The sequence below is a fragment of the Veillonella parvula genome (assembly GCF_032577575.1).
Classification (GTDB): domain Bacteria; phylum Bacillota; class Negativicutes; order Veillonellales; family Veillonellaceae; genus Veillonella.
In genome coordinates this window covers 359,808-376,665 of sequence record NZ_JAWFVO010000002.1, presented here as the reverse complement: position 1 = coordinate 376,665, position 16,858 = coordinate 359,808, and the positions used below count along the sequence as shown (strand labels likewise).

Annotated in this window: 9 protein-coding genes; 8 read left to right on the top strand and 1 reads right to left on the bottom strand. The window is 38.2% G+C overall.

The annotated features are described in order from the left end of the window. Positions 1–76 precede the first annotated feature (76 nt). The 6 genes from hisI to E7K77_RS05585 all read left to right on the top strand — a co-directional run bounded on the left by hisI (position 77) and on the right by E7K77_RS05585 (position 6,557). On the top strand, positions 77–394 hold the full coding sequence (hisI, locus tag E7K77_RS05610; protein WP_004694201.1) for a phosphoribosyl-AMP cyclohydrolase: 318 nt from the start codon (positions 77–79) through the stop codon (positions 392–394). Between the two features lie 2 nt (positions 395–396). Next, positions 397–723, top strand: coding sequence for a phosphoribosyl-ATP diphosphatase (hisE, locus tag E7K77_RS05605; protein ID WP_008603221.1), 327 nt, complete (start codon positions 397–399; stop codon positions 721–723). A gap of 89 nt (positions 724–812) precedes the next feature. Beyond that, positions 813–1,889, top strand: coding sequence for a histidinol-phosphate transaminase (gene hisC, locus E7K77_RS05600; protein WP_325306411.1), 1,077 nt, complete (start codon positions 813–815; stop codon positions 1,887–1,889). A gap of 78 nt (positions 1,890–1,967) precedes the next feature. Next, positions 1,968–2,594: an imidazole glycerol phosphate synthase subunit HisH gene (gene hisH / locus E7K77_RS05595; RefSeq protein WP_008603219.1), complete on the top strand. Its 627-nt coding sequence runs from the start codon at positions 1,968–1,970 to the stop codon at positions 2,592–2,594. Between the two features lie 281 nt (positions 2,595–2,875). Then, complete coding sequence (locus tag E7K77_RS05590) at positions 2,876–4,708, top strand: carbon starvation CstA family protein (RefSeq protein ID WP_004694192.1); 1,833 nt, start codon at positions 2,876–2,878, stop codon at positions 4,706–4,708. Between the two features lie 223 nt (positions 4,709–4,931). Further along, the gene (locus E7K77_RS05585; protein ID WP_287551326.1) at positions 4,932–6,557 is read left to right on the top strand and encodes a membrane biogenesis protein AsmA; all 1,626 of its coding nucleotides are present in this window, start codon (positions 4,932–4,934) and stop codon (positions 6,555–6,557) included. 167 nt (positions 6,558–6,724) lie between these two features. Here the strand turns inward: E7K77_RS05585 and E7K77_RS05580 are convergent, their stop codons facing one another. Continuing rightward, positions 6,725–7,456 (bottom strand): copper amine oxidase N-terminal domain-containing protein, encoded by a 732-nt coding sequence (locus E7K77_RS05580; RefSeq protein WP_316584306.1) that lies wholly within the window; start codon positions 7,454–7,456, stop codon positions 6,725–6,727. A 217-nt stretch (positions 7,457–7,673) separates the two neighbouring features. Here E7K77_RS05580 and E7K77_RS05575 point away from each other — a divergent pair, with 217 nt between their 5' ends. Then, complete coding sequence (locus E7K77_RS05575) at positions 7,674–9,371, top strand: ShlB/FhaC/HecB family hemolysin secretion/activation protein (RefSeq protein WP_024062078.1); 1,698 nt, start codon at positions 7,674–7,676, stop codon at positions 9,369–9,371. Positions 9,372–9,431: 60 nt separating this feature from the next. After that, positions 9,432–16,688, top strand: a complete 7,257-nt coding sequence (locus E7K77_RS05570) for a two-partner secretion domain-containing protein (RefSeq protein WP_316594315.1) — start codon at positions 9,432–9,434, stop codon at positions 16,686–16,688. The last annotated feature ends 170 nt before the right edge of the window (positions 16,689–16,858 follow it).

Here is a 16,858-nt window from a genome sequence, read left to right as displayed (position 1 = left end):
TAGCAATAGCAATAGAAAGAGATACAAGCTAATATAGGATAACAGATTGGTGATTACTTTTAATAAAGGATAGAATATGAAACCGGATTTTGAAAAAGGAAATGGCTTGTTGCCGACGGTTGTGCAGGATGCGGAGACTAAGGACGTCCTCATGGTGGCTTGGATGAACGAAGAAAGCTTTCACAAAACACTAGAAACAAGGGAAACGTGGTTTTGGTCTCGGTCTCGTGAAGAGTTATGGCATAAGGGTGGCACTAGCGGTAATGTGCAGCACGTGGTGAGCATGGCCCTAGATTGTGATGGCGATACTTTGCTCATTCAAGTTAAGCCTGAAGGTCCTGCCTGTCACACAGGGCGCACAAGCTGTTTCTTTAATGAAGTAGAACGGAGTTAAACATGGCACAGCAAACACTGAACGAATTATACGAAATTATTAAAAATCGCAAGGTACAGCCAAAGGAAGGTTCTTATACGAATTATTTATTCGACAAAGGGCTCGATAAAATCTTGAAAAAAGTTGGTGAAGAGGCTACAGAGGTAGTAATCGCCGCAAAAAATGAAGATCCACAGGAGCTGATTTACGAAACAGCAGACGTGTTATATCACTTGCTCGTGTTATTAGTAGAGAAAAATATCCCATACGAAGCCATTGAAGCTGAGCTAGCGAGCCGCGAAGGGGTTGTTAGCAAGACTACGGATCGCCCAGAAATTACAAACTTATAATGTATATCCTGTTATGAGCTCGGACATATGAGCTCTGGTGGAGTTCATATGTGTTATATGAGTTAAGGAATAGATAGAAAGGATAGCCTATGAAAGAGATAATTCGCACATTGAAACCTTATATACCTGAGGAGTCGGCTGAAGCGGTGAAAGAGCGCCTTGGTGTAGAGCGATTGGTGCGCTTGTCGGCGAATGAAAATCCATACGGCACATCGCCATTGGTACGGGAGGCTATCCTTAGCTATGTAACCCATAATGATGCCAACTACTATCCGGATGGCAACGCCACCGATTTGCGCATGAAATTAGCGAATTACTGGCAGGTACAACCTGAGCAACTGGTCATCGGCGTGGGTCTAGATGAGGTCATCGCCATGGTCAATAAAACATTGATTACCGCTGGTGACTCCATCGTAGTAAGCGTGCCAGCCTTCTCGGAATATGCCTTGAATGGCCTCGTGGAAGGTGCTGAGATCCGTGAGGTGCCAGCTGATTTTGAAACGGGACAGTATGATTTTTCTGCTCTTGTGAAAGCTGTAGGTGAAACGACACGGGTCGTGTGGATTTGTAATCCTAATAATCCAACGGGTACCTATGAGTCTGTTGAAAATATCCGCAAATTTGTAGCAGCTATACCAAAGGAAACCTTGGTCATCATAGACGAGGCGTATATCGATTTTGTCACTTCCGTAGCAGTTCCTACGGCACGTGCGCTCTTGGATGAATTCCCTAATGTGGCTATCATGCGTACCTTCTCGAAAGCCTATGGCCTTGCCAATTACCGTGTAGGTTACATGATGACACCTATAGAGTTGGCAAATTATATGCAAACCATTCGCTTGCCGTACAATTTGAATACCTTATCTCAAGTGGCTGCAGAAGCCGCTTTCGGTGATCAAGAATTCGTGGCGAGAACGGTCTCTCAAAATGCAGAGGAACGGTCAAAATGGGAAATCCTTTTTGACGAGTTAGGTATTCACTACTATAAGAGTGAGGCTAATTTTATTTTCTTTGCAGCGCCTGATGCGGAGGGTCTTGCAGATGCTTGGCTTAAATCAGGTTACCAAGTGCGCCGAGGTCAACGAGAAGGATGGTTACGTCTTACGATTCCCATGCCTCAAGATGGGGATGTTATGCGTAAGATATTAAGAGACTTCATGAATTGATTTGTATAGAATAACATACAATTCGTAATACGTTTTGTTTAATCTTATCGTGTTTTACCCTATAGAATGGAGTTTATTATGATTGCCATTATAGATTATGATGCAGGGAATACCTTCAATGTCCAGAAAGCCTTAGCTTACATTGGCATTGATGCAGTGCTAACGGCAGATTCGGCGACTATATTAAATGCTGATAGTGTTCTCTTGCCAGGTGTAGGCGCATATGCACCGGCGATGGCAGTTCTAAAAGAACGTGGTTTAGTCGATGTCATCTATGAAGTAGTAAAACGTGAAATACCTTTATTAGGTATTTGTTTAGGGATGCAACTTTTATTTGAAGAATCTGAAGAATACGGCCCAACGCCCGGTTTAGGCCTTATTCCCGGTAAGGTAAAAGAAATTCCTCGCAACCTTGGCCTTAGCGTGCCTCATATGGGTTGGAATAAAAATGTAGTACACCAGCCTCATAGTGCTTTTAGCAATGTAGATGATCAATATACATATTTCGTTCATTCCTATTATGTGGATACAGATCCTGAATATATCATATCTACTGCAAATTATGGTATCGATGTACCTGGCATTGTAGAACGAGGTAGAGTATATGGAATGCAATTCCACCCTGAAAAAAGCGGTGTCGTAGGTCTAAATTTGTTGCGTACATTTGGGACTATTACAAAAACTTATAGGAAAGCAGGAGAATAGGGATATAGCTATCTTTCATTACAGATAGGAATAAGTCATTCAGTAACCAATATATCTAGGATAATAACGGCATCTCATAGGTAGAGAATGCCGTTATTATGCTTTATAGTTATACTTAACTTTCAAAATGAGAAATTAATAATTGACACCTTGTTGATTAGTTATACAATAATGTTGTAAGTACTAACATTTTAGGAAGCCATTGTGGCATGGATACGATACATAAGTTTTATCAGTAATATTCATATACTCCATGTCACGTGATTATTGGAGGTGTTTATATGGTTATGAATGGTATTTACTTAGTTATTGCCTCCGCGTGTATTCTAATTTTAGCGTACCGCTTTTATGGGGCTTTTATAGCGGCTAAGGTACTGACATTGGATCAATATCGTCCAACGCCAGCTATGGTTCACAATGATGGTCACGATTACGTGCCAACCAACAAATGGGTAACCTTTGGTCATCACTTTGCAGCAATTGCTGGTGCAGGGCCACTTGTAGGTCCTGTTATCGCAGCACAGTTTGGATATTTGCCTGGGGCATTATGGATCCTAATTGGTTCCGTATTAGCCGGTGCTGTACATGATATGGTTATCTTGTTTGCTTCCGTTCGTTACGATGGTAAATCGATTGCGGATATTGCTCGCGAAGAAATCAGTAAACTTGCTGGTTTTGGTGCTATGCTCGCTACCTTATTCCTATTGATCATTACCCTTGCTGGTATGGCCGTAGTAGTAGCTAACGCATTGCATAACTCTCCTTGGGGATTCTTCTCCGTATTTGCTACCATTCCAATCGCTATTTTTATTGGTATTTATTTGAAATGGTTGCGTCCTGGTAAAATCCAAGAGGCGACTATTATTGGGGTAGCCTTAATCTTCGCAGCCATCATCTACGGTCCAAATGTAGCGGCTAGCGAATATGCATCTTGGTTCACATACGACTTGCAAACCATTGAAATTATGCTTGCTGTGTATGGTTTCTTTGCGGCTGCATTGCCAGTATGGTTGTTACTTGCTCCTCGTGACTATTTGTCCACATACCTTAAAATCGGTACAATCGGTGCATTGGCTCTTGGTATTATCATTGTAATGCCTGAAATTCAAATGCCAGCTGTAACTCCTTACATCTGGGGCGGCGGTCCTGTATTGAAAGGTTCCGTATTCCCTTACATCTTCATTACTATCGCATGTGGTGCGTTATCTGGCTTCCATACTGTTATTGCTACAGGTACAACACCTAAAATGCTTACTAATGAAAAAGAAATTTTACCTATCGGTTATGGTGCGATGTTAACAGAAGGCTTCATCGCTATGATGGCCTTGATTGCTGCCACTGCATTGCATCCAGATGATTACTTTGCGATTAACTCCACAGTTGAGTCTTTCAAAGCTTTAGGCCTTCAAGTCCATGAATTGCCAGCATTGTCTGCAATGGTTGGTGAAGACTTGATGCACCGTCCTGGTGGCGCCGTATCCCTTGCAGTAGGTATGGCTCATATCTTCTCCAGATTGCCTAACATGGCTCACTTGATGGGTTACTGGTATCACTTCTGTATCATGTTTGAAGCATTGTTCATCATGACATTAATCGATGCTGGTACTCGTGTAGGTCGTTACTTACTTCAAGAATTATTAGGTCATTTCCATCCTAAATTCAACGACCAACACTGGGCTCCTGGTGTGTATGGTTGTGCCGCTTTAATTTGTATCTTGTGGGGCTACCTAGTTCTACAAGGTAATATCGGTATTATCTGGCCTCTATTCGGCGTATCTAACCAATTATTAGGTACCATGACATTGGCCGTAGGTACTACAGTTATTATGAGACTTGGCCGCAAACGCTATGCTTGGGTAACAGGTATTCCTTGTATCTTAATGGCTATCGTGGCTATCGCTGCAGACTATGAAAATGTATTCTACAGCTATATTCCTGCTGGTAAATGGATTTTAGTAGCATTTAGTGCTGCTATGTTCTTCATGATCCTTATCGTATTGGTAGAAGCCGTACGTAGTTGGATTCGCTTGTCTAGCATTCCTCAAGACTATCGGACTCAAGCTGAAATCGAAGCTGAAAGCCTTGTAAAATACGGTAAAGAAGTAAAAGCATAAGATTGATTATTGCAATATATAAAGTGCACTCACATTTGTGGGTGCACTTTTAATCTATAAATTTGCTGTCTTTTTTATAAAATAGTTAGGTAATGGCGCCTTGCATGCAGAGTTTTCTGTGAGCAAGGCGCTTTTTGTATGGAAAAGAGTTTCTTATGGTCAATATGATTGATACAGGCAACACCACATGGATATTGTGATTTGAACATGTTATAATAGGGCTATGAAACATTATATACGTTCTTATTGGACAAAATATAAACAATTGTATAAGAAAGGCCTAAAAGGCATTGCTGCCTTTCTTGCCATTGGAGCGATTATAGTCTTTGTACTAGCAACCATTGCTAGTCGTGGAATGGGCGTTATTTTTAATGAGGTTATGGCTCGACAAACTATGATGCGCGGTACGGTTACTGTTGAAAGTTTATCTGCTACACCGTGGGGAACTTTGACTTTTACAGGCCTTGTTTGGAAGGACCCAGAAGGGCATGAGTTGCTCAATGCACCAAGTGGGAAAGTCCGCGTCAATATGTGGGATGTGGTGACACGTAATTTTAAGTCCTCCGCTATCAAGGGCATTGAATTAGATGATGCGGTTATAGTTATTGATTTAGACGATAATAATCGGTTGGATTTCGCGCCCATATCTCCAGATGTAAATAAACCAATTAATGAGGTAGAGCCTCGTCCGAAAGCACCTAAAAAGACCACACAAGAACGGCAAGAGGAACTAGGTAAGAAAGTACGTAACTTTAATTGGCAAGGTCAACATTTAGATCTTAAGATTACACTTAGAAATAGTCAGTTAGAGGTCTTTAATAGAAATCGCCATTATGTGATAAAGAATGTAAACTCAAAAATTGATCTTGATAGTAAGAGGGCCATTCGTATCGATATGGAGACGGGCAAATTTGGTGGTACCGCCATAGGGGATGGTCTTGTATTAAAAGGTCGTGTAGATTTAAAGGATGTTTTAAAGCATCGCATGCCTCAACTGGATCTACAATTTGATGTGAAAGGGGTGGATCCATCATCACTAGGCTTTGGTGAGAATATTCATGATGCCATGACCTTGCTTACAAAGGTAACAGGTGATTTTAACCGTCCTTTTGCTAAAGGTCGTGTGACGATGCCTATTTTACGCATCCCCGCACTTACCTTTGAGAATGTAGTAGGAGATGTGACGTACCAAGATGGTATTTTGAATTTTGAAAACGTTAGTGCCAATGTATACAGCGGTAAATTGGAGGCTAAGGGTGTATATAATTTGGACACTCGAGCCTATACGATTACAGGCGTAGCAAAGGATTTAGACAGTAGTGTAGCCCTCAAGGCTCCTGAGTTCCTCGTGCCTGTATCGGCAAATTTGAACTTTAAAAGTGAAGGCCAACCTCGAGACATGGAGGTATGGGGGAACTTCTGGTCTGGTGAAGGGCACTATATGCTGATTCCAATTCAAAGTATTACGGGAAACTTTCACAATAAAGGGCGACATTTATCCTTTAGCGATGTGAAAGTAAATACGAAAATCACCACTATCACTACGGATGCTCTGCGTATCGATGATGGACAGCTCACGATGGGGCCGCTTAATATTACTTCTCACGGAGGCAGTAATTTCATTCTGTATGATGAGTCATTTGATGAAATTGATGAAAATATGACTCGCATTAAAGATGATATGAAACAAGCTAAGGAAAATAGTAGGCGTGCTTCTGACTCTGCAAAAGGCATCGACAAATCTGGCCTTACAGCGCCGGACATAAAAGAATCCATGAAGGATCTGAAGCGGAGTATGGATACGGCAAAAGATAGTTTAGATAATCTGTCAAAAAACAGTAAGCAATAAACTGTATTGAGCCGTAAAGGGTAAGAAGAAACAATAAAGTAATAATATAAAGTAACAAAAAATATAAACTAGCAAATATTATAAAAAGAAGGCAATTCATCATGGTGATGAGTTGCCTTCTTTAAGTTATAAGGTGCTAAATTATATGTAGCTATATGAAAGATTTATTATCTGTTTAATCCGTTAGGGCGTACATGCTCGGTATTTTCTGTGTCTTTGGTATCTGTTTTGCTATTAGTTCGTTTTACCGTAATAAGAGGTTTCTTTTCTTTTGTTTCCTCTTCTTCGTATGGAATTACTTTATCTCCTTGATCCGGTAAAAATGTTTCGATACCGTTTCGTTTGTCTTTTTGCGTGTTAGAATCAGTGGCCAATTGACTTTGTTGTGGAACGATATAGATTTCGTCTTTATTGATGGTTACATCATTTAACAAGAGTTTGAATGCGTTCGGACTTACATACAGAATTCCGTCTACCATACGTGCTGCAGGAAGTAAAGATTCGGATGTATCAAGGTTGATGATTTGCAGTTTACCCTTGCGCACGACTTGTTTAGAGTCTGGTTGTACTGCTAAGGTAGCAATGTTCATATCGATTAATGCCGTTTTTGTAGGGGCATCCCAAGACACTTTATAACCTAATGCTTCTGATACTTGACGTAACGCTACGAGTGGTTGACCGTCAACATAGATAACATTTGGTTTATTATCTATGGGCTCTAATAATATGCCATCTACATTGATATAATGCTGTGTCGTTACTGATGCAGGCCTTTTTAAACTCTGTGTCGTTGTAGCTGTCTCCGTTCCGACTGCTGCCTGTGCAGGCTGTACCACTCCGCTTGTGAAAGCTAGCGCCCCAACGGCTATACCAGACAAAATCAGTTGTTTTAATTTCATGGTAACCTCCATTGTGTATAAAACGTAACGATAAATCATAATGGGTACTATAACATGGATATATGAATATTATATTATGAATTTTAATTTTATAAAACTAAAAAGAAGAAATATATTTATACTTTACAACAAAACTTTAATTATGCTATTCTGATGATACGTATTTCATGAACTTATCATGATTGGTGTTATTTGAGTATGTTTATAGGAGAGTTTCGTGAATAAAAAACACTTAGTTCTTCTGAGTTTAGGTATATATAGTCTATCTATGCCTTTAATGGTTCAGGCTACTGATCCAATTATACCTATAGCTCAACAAGAGCAATTACAACAAGACCGGGATACTCAACGAGAACGTAGCTTACGCTTAGATGAAGAGCGTGTAGAGACTGTTGTTAGTGAGCCGGCACTTATAGACGTACCTTCTGATCAGAATGGTGCGTCTTTTTATATCAAACAAATACAGTTAGATGGTATGCCTAAAGAATTATCTTTTCTAAATAAGCTTACCCACAAGTATGAGCAAAAAAATGTAACTGTATCAGATATTACTAATATTCGTAATGCCTTCCAACGTAAATTATTGGATAAGGGGTTTGTAACATCTCAAGTCTATATTCCAGAACAAAATTTAAATGATGGAATATTACAATTAATGGTTATACCTGGTCGTGTGGAAGATATCCGTTATAGTGAGTCTTCGGCTCATGGACCTTGGCGAACTGCCTTAGTTGTACGACCTGGAGATATACTTAATATCCGTGATATTGAACAAGGTCTTGAGCAGATGAAACGTGTATCATCTCAATCCGTGACAATGAAGTTACTCCCAGGTAAAGCTATAGGTACATCTGCTATTGAGTTATCAATCAAACAAGAAAAGCCAGTACATGGATCGATTAGTATTGATAATAGTGGTCTGGAATCAACCGGCATATATCAAGGTAGCTTTACTACCTCTTTTGATCAAGTTTTTAGAGCTAATGATACATTTACTATGTCATTATCAGGTGATCTTAGTGGATCAGGTAGTATAAAAGGAACTCGTGCAACCAATCTTGATTATATTATACCTCATGGAAAGGATACCTTTAGTTTTAGTTTTTCTAAATCACGATATCATCAAATGATACAGTCCAATCCATATGACTTCACATATAGTGGTAAGTCAACTACTATAAAGGCAAAATGGAATCATGTTTGGTCTCGTACACAGCGTGAGAAACGTGCATTTGATATTTCTATCAGTACACGTCATAATCATCGCTTTGTTAATGATATGGAAATTCCGGTGCAAGCATTACGTACTACCTCAATGGAGTTTGGTGTTTCTAATCGTAAATATATTGGTAATGCTACCTTGTATTCTCGTTTAGGATTTCAATGGGGCATTGGTGCATTTGGTGCACAGCCCGAACATACAGCATCTGTTGCAATGGGTGGGCCTACATCTAGATATCATATGTGGCTTGCTGATGTCGATTATCGTAAGCCATTTATTATGGGCCATCGTCCTGCATCCTTTACATCTTCATTCCATGGACAATGGGTACAAGGCGGTAAAAGGGTATATAGTGTAGACACGATAAATATTGGTAATCGGTATAGTATTTATGGTTTTGATGGTGAATATATACTTATGGGTGATAGTGGGTGGTATTTACGTAATGAGGTAGCCTCTGTTATTCCTCATCTTAATACAGAAGTATATCTTGGTTTAGATGTAGGCGCGGTATATGGTAAAAATGCAGAAACATTGGTAGGTAAAGCCATTGCAGGTACTGCAATCGGTATAAGAGGTAATTATGCATCAGGTTTATTATTTGATGTATTTATCAGCACACCTTTATATAAGCCGCAAGGATATCATACGAAGAAGTTTTATAGCGGTTTTACCGTAGGATATAGATTCTAATCTAAATATAATTAAGACTTAATAAGTGTTGAACTATTATTTATATAATTGGAGAGTTATATGTGTAAAACGAATCAAGAACGACGTACACTAGGGCGTAAGATTGTATCCTGGCTAAGTTTTGGAGTGTTTGTAGCATCTCAATCGATGGTACTGGCTTCGCCAATTATGCCAGATAATAATGCAGTTATTACTGAACGACCATTAGTTCAGGAAACTGCTAATCAGATACCTTTAGTTAATATTACGGCACCCACTAATAAGGGCGTATCTATGAATAAATATGAGCAATTTAATGTAGAGAAACAAGGGGCTATTTTAAATAACTCATATGTAACGAGTAAAACAGAACTTGCTGGTTATGTACAAGGTAATAGTAACATAGTGAACGGTACTGCAAAGGTTATCGTAAACCAAGTTACATCAGGTACACCGACATCTATAAATGGTTATTTAGAAGTGGCGGGGCAAAGAGCTTCAGTTGTGGTCGCAAATCCTAATGGTATTACAGTTAATGGTGGTGGGTTTCTTAATACGGATCATGCTGTGTTAACTACAGGTAGAGCAGAATTAAATGGTGCTGGAAATTTACAAAATTACCGCGTAGAACAAGGGAAAGTTGCTGTTGAAGGCAAAGGTCTTGATGGAAAAGGTGCAGATTCTGTATCTATCTTGGCAAGAACTATTGATGTAAATGCAGGGGTTTGGGCAAACAAACTTAATACTCGTACCGGACAAAATCACATTGATGCTAACAACTTAAAGGCTACAGCTTTAGAGTCTTCAACTGTTGAAACAAAACCAATGATTGGATTAGATGTGGCTGCAGTAGGTGGGATGTATGCTAATCATATTACTATGGTTGGCACTGAAGCTGGTGTAGGTGTTAATCTTAATGGTGTAGTTGCAGGGACTCAGTCTGTTTCAGTAGATGCTAATGGTCATCTATCTGTTAATGGTATGCTTCAATCCGATACAAGTCTCGTGGCTAAAGCAAACTCTATACAGAATATAAAGACAATTGCTTCTGGTGGAAACTTGGATTTAGAAACAAAAGAGTTAACTAATACAGGGAATATTACATCCGTTAAAAATGGACATATTAAGGTAGAAGAAACCTTAACTAACAAAAATACAATGGCAGCTGGTGCTAATACTCAAGGCGCTGTGACAGGTAATGGCTCCTTGTCTGTTGAGGCAGGTAATATTCGTAATACTGACGCAGTGATTGTATCTGGTGGTACTACTAGAATTAATAGTAAAGAAGTACATAATATAGAGAATGGGCGCATTTATGGTGGAAAAGTAGCGATACAAACTGAAGTACTGGAAAATCGTAAGAATGTGGCGTTAGAATCTAAATTAGATGTTGCTATGGCAGATATGAAAGCAGCAGAGGATAAGCTTGAAGCAGCCTATGCTATAGATACTACAGCTTTTACATCAAAAACTGAACAAGATGAATATTTGAACCGAATAAAAGAACTATCCCAAATATATGATGAAAAGCTTAAGATTGTTAAGTTAGTACAAGAGGAATTATCTGCTCATAAAGGGAGTACTATTGCAGGTCGAGATGATGTAACTATTGAGGCGGATTCTATCTTGAATAGAGAGAAGTCTCTTGTGTATAGTGGTGGCACTATGACATTGGATGGTCGAGACACTTTGCACAATATCGGTGGTACTATTGAGGGAATTGGAAAAGGTGTCATCCGAAGTAAAGACTATCAAAATAAGAACTCTTCCTTTACAGCAAAACGTGTTAGCCCTGAAATTGAAAAAGGTCTTTCTGGTGCAAGTAATGACGCTATGCTGACAGAGCAAGAAGATCAAATCCTGATTACAGATAAAAATCATAGTGAGCATGGTCAAGTTTTTAAAAAGTCTGAATTTACTTCTTTAAATAGTGGCTATGGCGCACTCCATAGTTACGGAAAATCCCCAATGCCAATATATGAGGCTGCAGAATATGTTACGGTAGAACAAATTACGCCAGAAGAGCAAGCGGCAGGTGAAGAGTTAATTCCAGCAGAATATATTGGTACACAAGTACCTTCATACGCTTATGATGATCCTATTTTTAAAGAGTTTGGCATTACATCTATGACAACAGAGCGCCCACTAACGGCAGGTCCTGAACAAGAAGCGTGGGATGCACAATTTAAGCCAATTTTAGCTTTATTAAATGAAAAAATTAAAGCTCATAATAAAAAGGCCGAAGTATATAATCAACAAGTCTCTAGTGTAGCTAAAGAACCAATAGATACTTATGCTATTATTCGAAGTAAAAAAATGTCATCCCATGAAGAGGTTAAAAACAGTACACCAGGTGTTGTGCGCTTTGGTGGAGATGTGTCGTTCATAGGCAGTGGCACTAATGAAAATAGTCAATTGGTTGTGGGTGGCACATTAACTACTACGGGTGCTATTAATCAAGTTACAAAAGAAAATCAAGAGGTTACCAATACATTTGGTACTACACAAGAAGCGTATACTTATAGGAGAAAAAAACCACATAAATCTAGACGAAGAGGTTATAAGGGGCAAGTATTCATGACGCCACAAGTGGATAAAGAAAATCCTACATCTCTCGGGGTGGCTAAGAAAGAAGACAAAAATGGTAAGGCAAAAGGTGAAGTAGGTGCTAATCACCGTAAAGAGGTACAAGACTTCTTAAATCCATTTGCACAAGATAGTAGTAATGATACATCTAAACCTACTGCGGGAACTAACATTTTGGCATTGCCTACAGAATCTTTATATACAATACATCCTGAAAGTACTGCTAACTATGTGGTTGAAACAGACCCACAATTTACGAATAAAAAAGCCTTCTTATCATCCGATTATATGTATCGAGAGATGAAAATAAGTCCTGAAAATATTGAAAAAAGATTAGGTGACGGTTTTTACGAGCAAACTTTGATTAGAAATCAGATTGTATCTGGAACAGGTTATAGATTCCTTGATGGATATACAGATGATGAAAGTCAATTTAAAGCTCTTATGGATGCGGGTGTTGCGTATGCCAAGCAGTATGGCATTACTCCAGGCGTAGCATTGACAGCAGAGCAAGTCGCTAGTCTGACCAGTGATATGGTTTGGCTTGTAAAAGATGTTGTTATGGTAGATGGTAAACCTGTTGAGGTAATTTATCCTAAGGTATATCTCAAACAAAGTAATGGATTACAACTACATAATGAGGGAACATTAATTAGCGCGAATACACTTGTTATGAATACGAAGGAAAGTATTCGTAATGAAGGGGTTATTCAAGGTAAAATAGTGATTCTTGCATCTGATCAAGATATTATTAATAGCGGGCATATTAATGCAGACAAAGTTGGTTTGCAATCGGATACAACTATTTACCAACAAGGTCAAATTGTTGGTCGTGATGCTGTAGAATTACAAGCAAAAGAGAATATTACTTTTAACAATTCTATTGAGCATTTAAAAAATCAAGATGTTTTACATAAAACAGCAGGTATTGCTGTAACCGGTAATAGCGGCGTTATGATTGTATCTGCTGGCAATGACGTAAACCTTGGTGGTGCAACTATTGAAGCATTAGGTAAAAAAGGTGCTATCACTATTACTGCCGGACATGATATTAATAGCACCACAGATACTCTTACTGCAAAAAAAGATATGACTCAAGATGGCGATAATTATTTACGAACTTATCGTCAAACTGAGCTAGGAACGACAATAGAGGCTAGCGGAAATATATCTATTGGTGCCCAAAATGATATTAAGGCTCGTAATTTGACCGTTAGTAGTGACTCTGGGGCGGTAAAAGTAATTGGTGAACATGATGTATCCATTGAAAATGGATACAGTGAATCTAAGGATGCATTTGCGTTAAAATATAAAGAAAAAGGTCTTCTTAATAAAAAAGAAACTAAAATCAAAACGAATGATGAATCTAAAAATGCATTAATGAGTACAGTTAGTGGACATACTGTAATTGTTGGTGCTAATAACGATGTGACTCTTACATCCTCTAATGTGGTGAGTACTGCCGGAACATCCGTATTAGCAGGTCATAATGTAGTAACTGATGCCGCATCAGAGCATACACTAAGTACCGCCTCTAAAGATGTAAAAAAATCTGGTATTATGGGTGCCGGCATAGGTATCATGATTGGTAAAAAACAATCTAAAGATAATTACTATATTGATGAAACTACTCATAAAGCCACAACCTTAGGAGCGACAAATGGAGACGTTACTGTACAAGCGGGTGACACAGTTCATTTGACTACGACGAATGCAGTAGGGAAAGATGGCGTTGTCATTTTAGGGCAAGATATTATATTAGATGGTAAAGATGACTTGTATAAACAAGAGGAGCGTCATGAGCGTAAGTCTTCAGGGTTAACTGTAAGTTTAGGTGGCAGTGTTGTTGAAAAAATAGATAGTGCTGTAAAAAAACAACACAGTGCATCTGATAGAAGAAATAGTCACTTTAAATCATTAGAAGGTAAACAGTCTATAGATCGATTACTCTCTGCTGTTGGCGAAGCAAAGCAAATTGTTGATAGAAGTTATAATGGCCAAATGAGAGCTATTAATTCACAATTGGAACGTGTCAATGCTGATATAGTCAATACACCAGAAACTGACTCAACTAAGTTAGCAGAGCTTAAGGCTAAACAAGAGCTTTTATTGAAAAAACGAACTACTTTAGAAGAGAATAAAGGAATTGTTGATAAAGCCACTGATAGAGCAGTAGATAGAGCTGTTAATATACAAGTTGGCATTGGCTCAAGTAAAAGTGTAGCTGAATCGAAATTAGAACGCTATACATATTCTAGTGGTGCTATTGATTCTGATGGAACTATTTTACTTCATGCTAATAGTGCAGATTCAATTAAAGGTAATATTACAGCAATTGGTGAACAAATTAAAGGTAAGAACGTACAACTAACTGCTTCAAATAATATTAATTTGGAGGCCGGTTCAAATACGCAACGTGTTGAAACAAATAGTAAGTCTAGTGGCTGGAATGTTTCTGCTAATATTGGTATGAGAACTGGTGGACTTGTAGGTTGGTCAGCTTCTGCTTATAAAGGGACAGAGAATGGGGTAGAAGATACTACTACTCATACTGGTACACATGTTGTAGGTTCAAACAACGTATTTATTACAAGTGGAAATGATACGAACCTTATCGGTTCTACTATTTCTGGGAAAGGTGTAGCGGCGAATGTAGGTAATAATCTAAGTGTAAAAAGCTTGCAAGACAGTCAGATCTATCATGAAACATCCAAGAACAAGGGGATATCTATATCTGGTGCAAACTTTATATCTCAACCTATGATTAATGGTGCTAATGTAAAAGGCAATATTGATAGTACTTATAAGAGTGTTACAGAACAATCTGGTATTCATGCTGGTAGTGATGGCGTAAATATTGTTGTTGGCGATACGACAACATTAAAAGGAGCCACTATAACTAGTAAGGCTACACCTGAAAAAAATAAGATTTCTACAAAATCTCTAGTTATGGAAGACATTCATAATGAAGCTTCTTACAAGGCTAAAAAATCTGGTATAGCCATGAATACATCTGGATTGACAGCAAAAGGTATTCTCGGTAAAATCAACCCATTAGGGCTATCTCCGGTAGTTTCTATTCCAGTATCAGATGAGACCAAATCAACTACTAAATCTGCTATTAGTGATGCTATATTAGTAGAAGTAGAGCGTAACCCTCTTACTGTTATTAACAGAGATACTGAACATGCACTCAATAGTATTAAACCCATATTTGATAAGGCTGATGTAAAAGAACGTATGGAATACGTCAATGCTGTATCTGATGAAGGCTTTAAATTAATTGGAGATATTGCAATGAAGCAAGCTCAGAAGTATGAGGAAAAAGCAGCTAACACTTCTGATGAAGCTCTAAAAAAACGATACCAAAAAGAATCTGATAAATGGAAAGATGGCGGTATTTATAAAGTTGCCTTACATGGTGGCTTTGGTGCAGTAGTCTCTAATATGGCTGGTGGTTCTAGTTTAGAAGGTTTTGCAACTGCTAGTGCTAATGAGGTGATGGTAGGCGCTATTTCTAAAGAATTAGCTAAACACGCTAATACTACAATAGACGCTAATGGTGAGTATGTTGATAATTCTGATGTATATAAAATTGCTAGTTTGGTTTTGGAAAAATCCTTTGTAGGAAGTAATGCTGGTAGTGGAATTGCAAGTAGTGCCACAGAGAATAATTATTTAACACATATACAGATTAAACAGTATTTAAAAGAGTATAATGAGGCTTTAGATGATGAAGAGAAAGCCTTAGTAGATAAGAAGTGGCAGAATATAAGCTTGGCACAAAAAGCGCAGATGATTAAAAAGCTAAAGGCCTTAAGTGAATCTATTTTTAAAAATCAGATTGATTTTCATAATCCATTGAAACAATTAGCCTATCAGAAGGCTTATAAGAAGTTATTGAATGATTTAGGTTATTATAATAAAGAGTTTTTTGGTAATAATGATATTATGGGGAAAGGTAAATTAATGATTTCTATTGCTCCATACTATCCTATTATTGAACGAAAAAAGCTTAGTGAATCTGAAAAGATTATATATAAAAAAACATTAGCACTTGAAAAAGCTGCTAAAGAAGAATTACGTAAGAAGGGGCTGAATCCTGATGCTGTATCTAGTATACCTGAGCTAGCGAAGGTATATGATAGACTTAGATTGAAATCAATTAATGAATATAAGCTCAAAAGAATTAATGATGGAGCAATAATGCCTTCTCAAAAAAACGCCTATGCAGTGGATAAGATTTATGGTACAGAGACATATCTTGTTAGGCGTGCGAATGCATGGGAAAGAAGTGGCCCTGATGTCGGTGGACCTTCTGGAGTTGCTACATGGGGACTGGGGACAGCTACACTGGGGAAGATACAGGGTAATGCAGTTGATATAGGCTTACGTTTTGAAAATGAAAATCGTTTATTGGAATTTGTAGATGGACATTTGGTAGGGGTTCAAGCTAAAGCCGAGGCTAGTATTACAAGTGATAAGGTGGGCGTAGAAGTTGGAGGAATGATTTATGCTAGTGCTGTTGAAGCTAAGAGTATTCCATTAAAATTGGGACCGATACAAGTATCTCTTGAGGCAGAAGGTTACGCAGGGGCTTTGGGCGGTCATTTAGAAGCTTACGGAGATAGAAAAAAACGTAAACTAAAATTCAAAGTTGGTCTAGCAAAGGTTGTAGGTGGTTCTATAGGAATAAATGTTGAAGAAAATGAAGATAGAAAAAAAGAACGAGAAGCGCTTGATAAGCGTTAGCATATTGTTGAGGTGAAAATGTTTTTAAAAATATTTAATTTAATCTTTTGGGTTGGAATGATTTTTTTTCTAGGAGGCATTACATTTATGTTTGTTATGGATCCTGAGGTTACTAGTGACGAGTTTTGGATATACTTTTATGGTAGTGCTTATATTATTAGTGGAGTATT

Coding starts and splice junctions, on each gene's coding strand:
- E7K77_RS05590 (WP_004694192.1), top strand. CDS start 2,876: ATGGTTATGAATGGTATTTACTTAGTTATTGCCTCCGCGTGTATTCTA.
- E7K77_RS05580 (WP_316584306.1), bottom strand. CDS start 7,456: ATGAAATTAAAACAACTGATTTTGTCTGGTATAGCCGTTGGGGCGCTA.
- hisC (WP_325306411.1), top strand. CDS start 813: ATGAAAGAGATAATTCGCACATTGAAACCTTATATACCTGAGGAGTCG.
- hisE (WP_008603221.1), top strand. CDS start 397: ATGGCACAGCAAACACTGAACGAATTATACGAAATTATTAAAAATCGC.
- E7K77_RS05570 (WP_316594315.1), top strand. CDS start 9,432: ATGTGTAAAACGAATCAAGAACGACGTACACTAGGGCGTAAGATTGTA.
- hisI (WP_004694201.1), top strand. CDS start 77: ATGAAACCGGATTTTGAAAAAGGAAATGGCTTGTTGCCGACGGTTGTG.
- hisH (WP_008603219.1), top strand. CDS start 1,968: ATGATTGCCATTATAGATTATGATGCAGGGAATACCTTCAATGTCCAG.
- E7K77_RS05585 (WP_287551326.1), top strand. CDS start 4,932: ATGAAACATTATATACGTTCTTATTGGACAAAATATAAACAATTGTAT.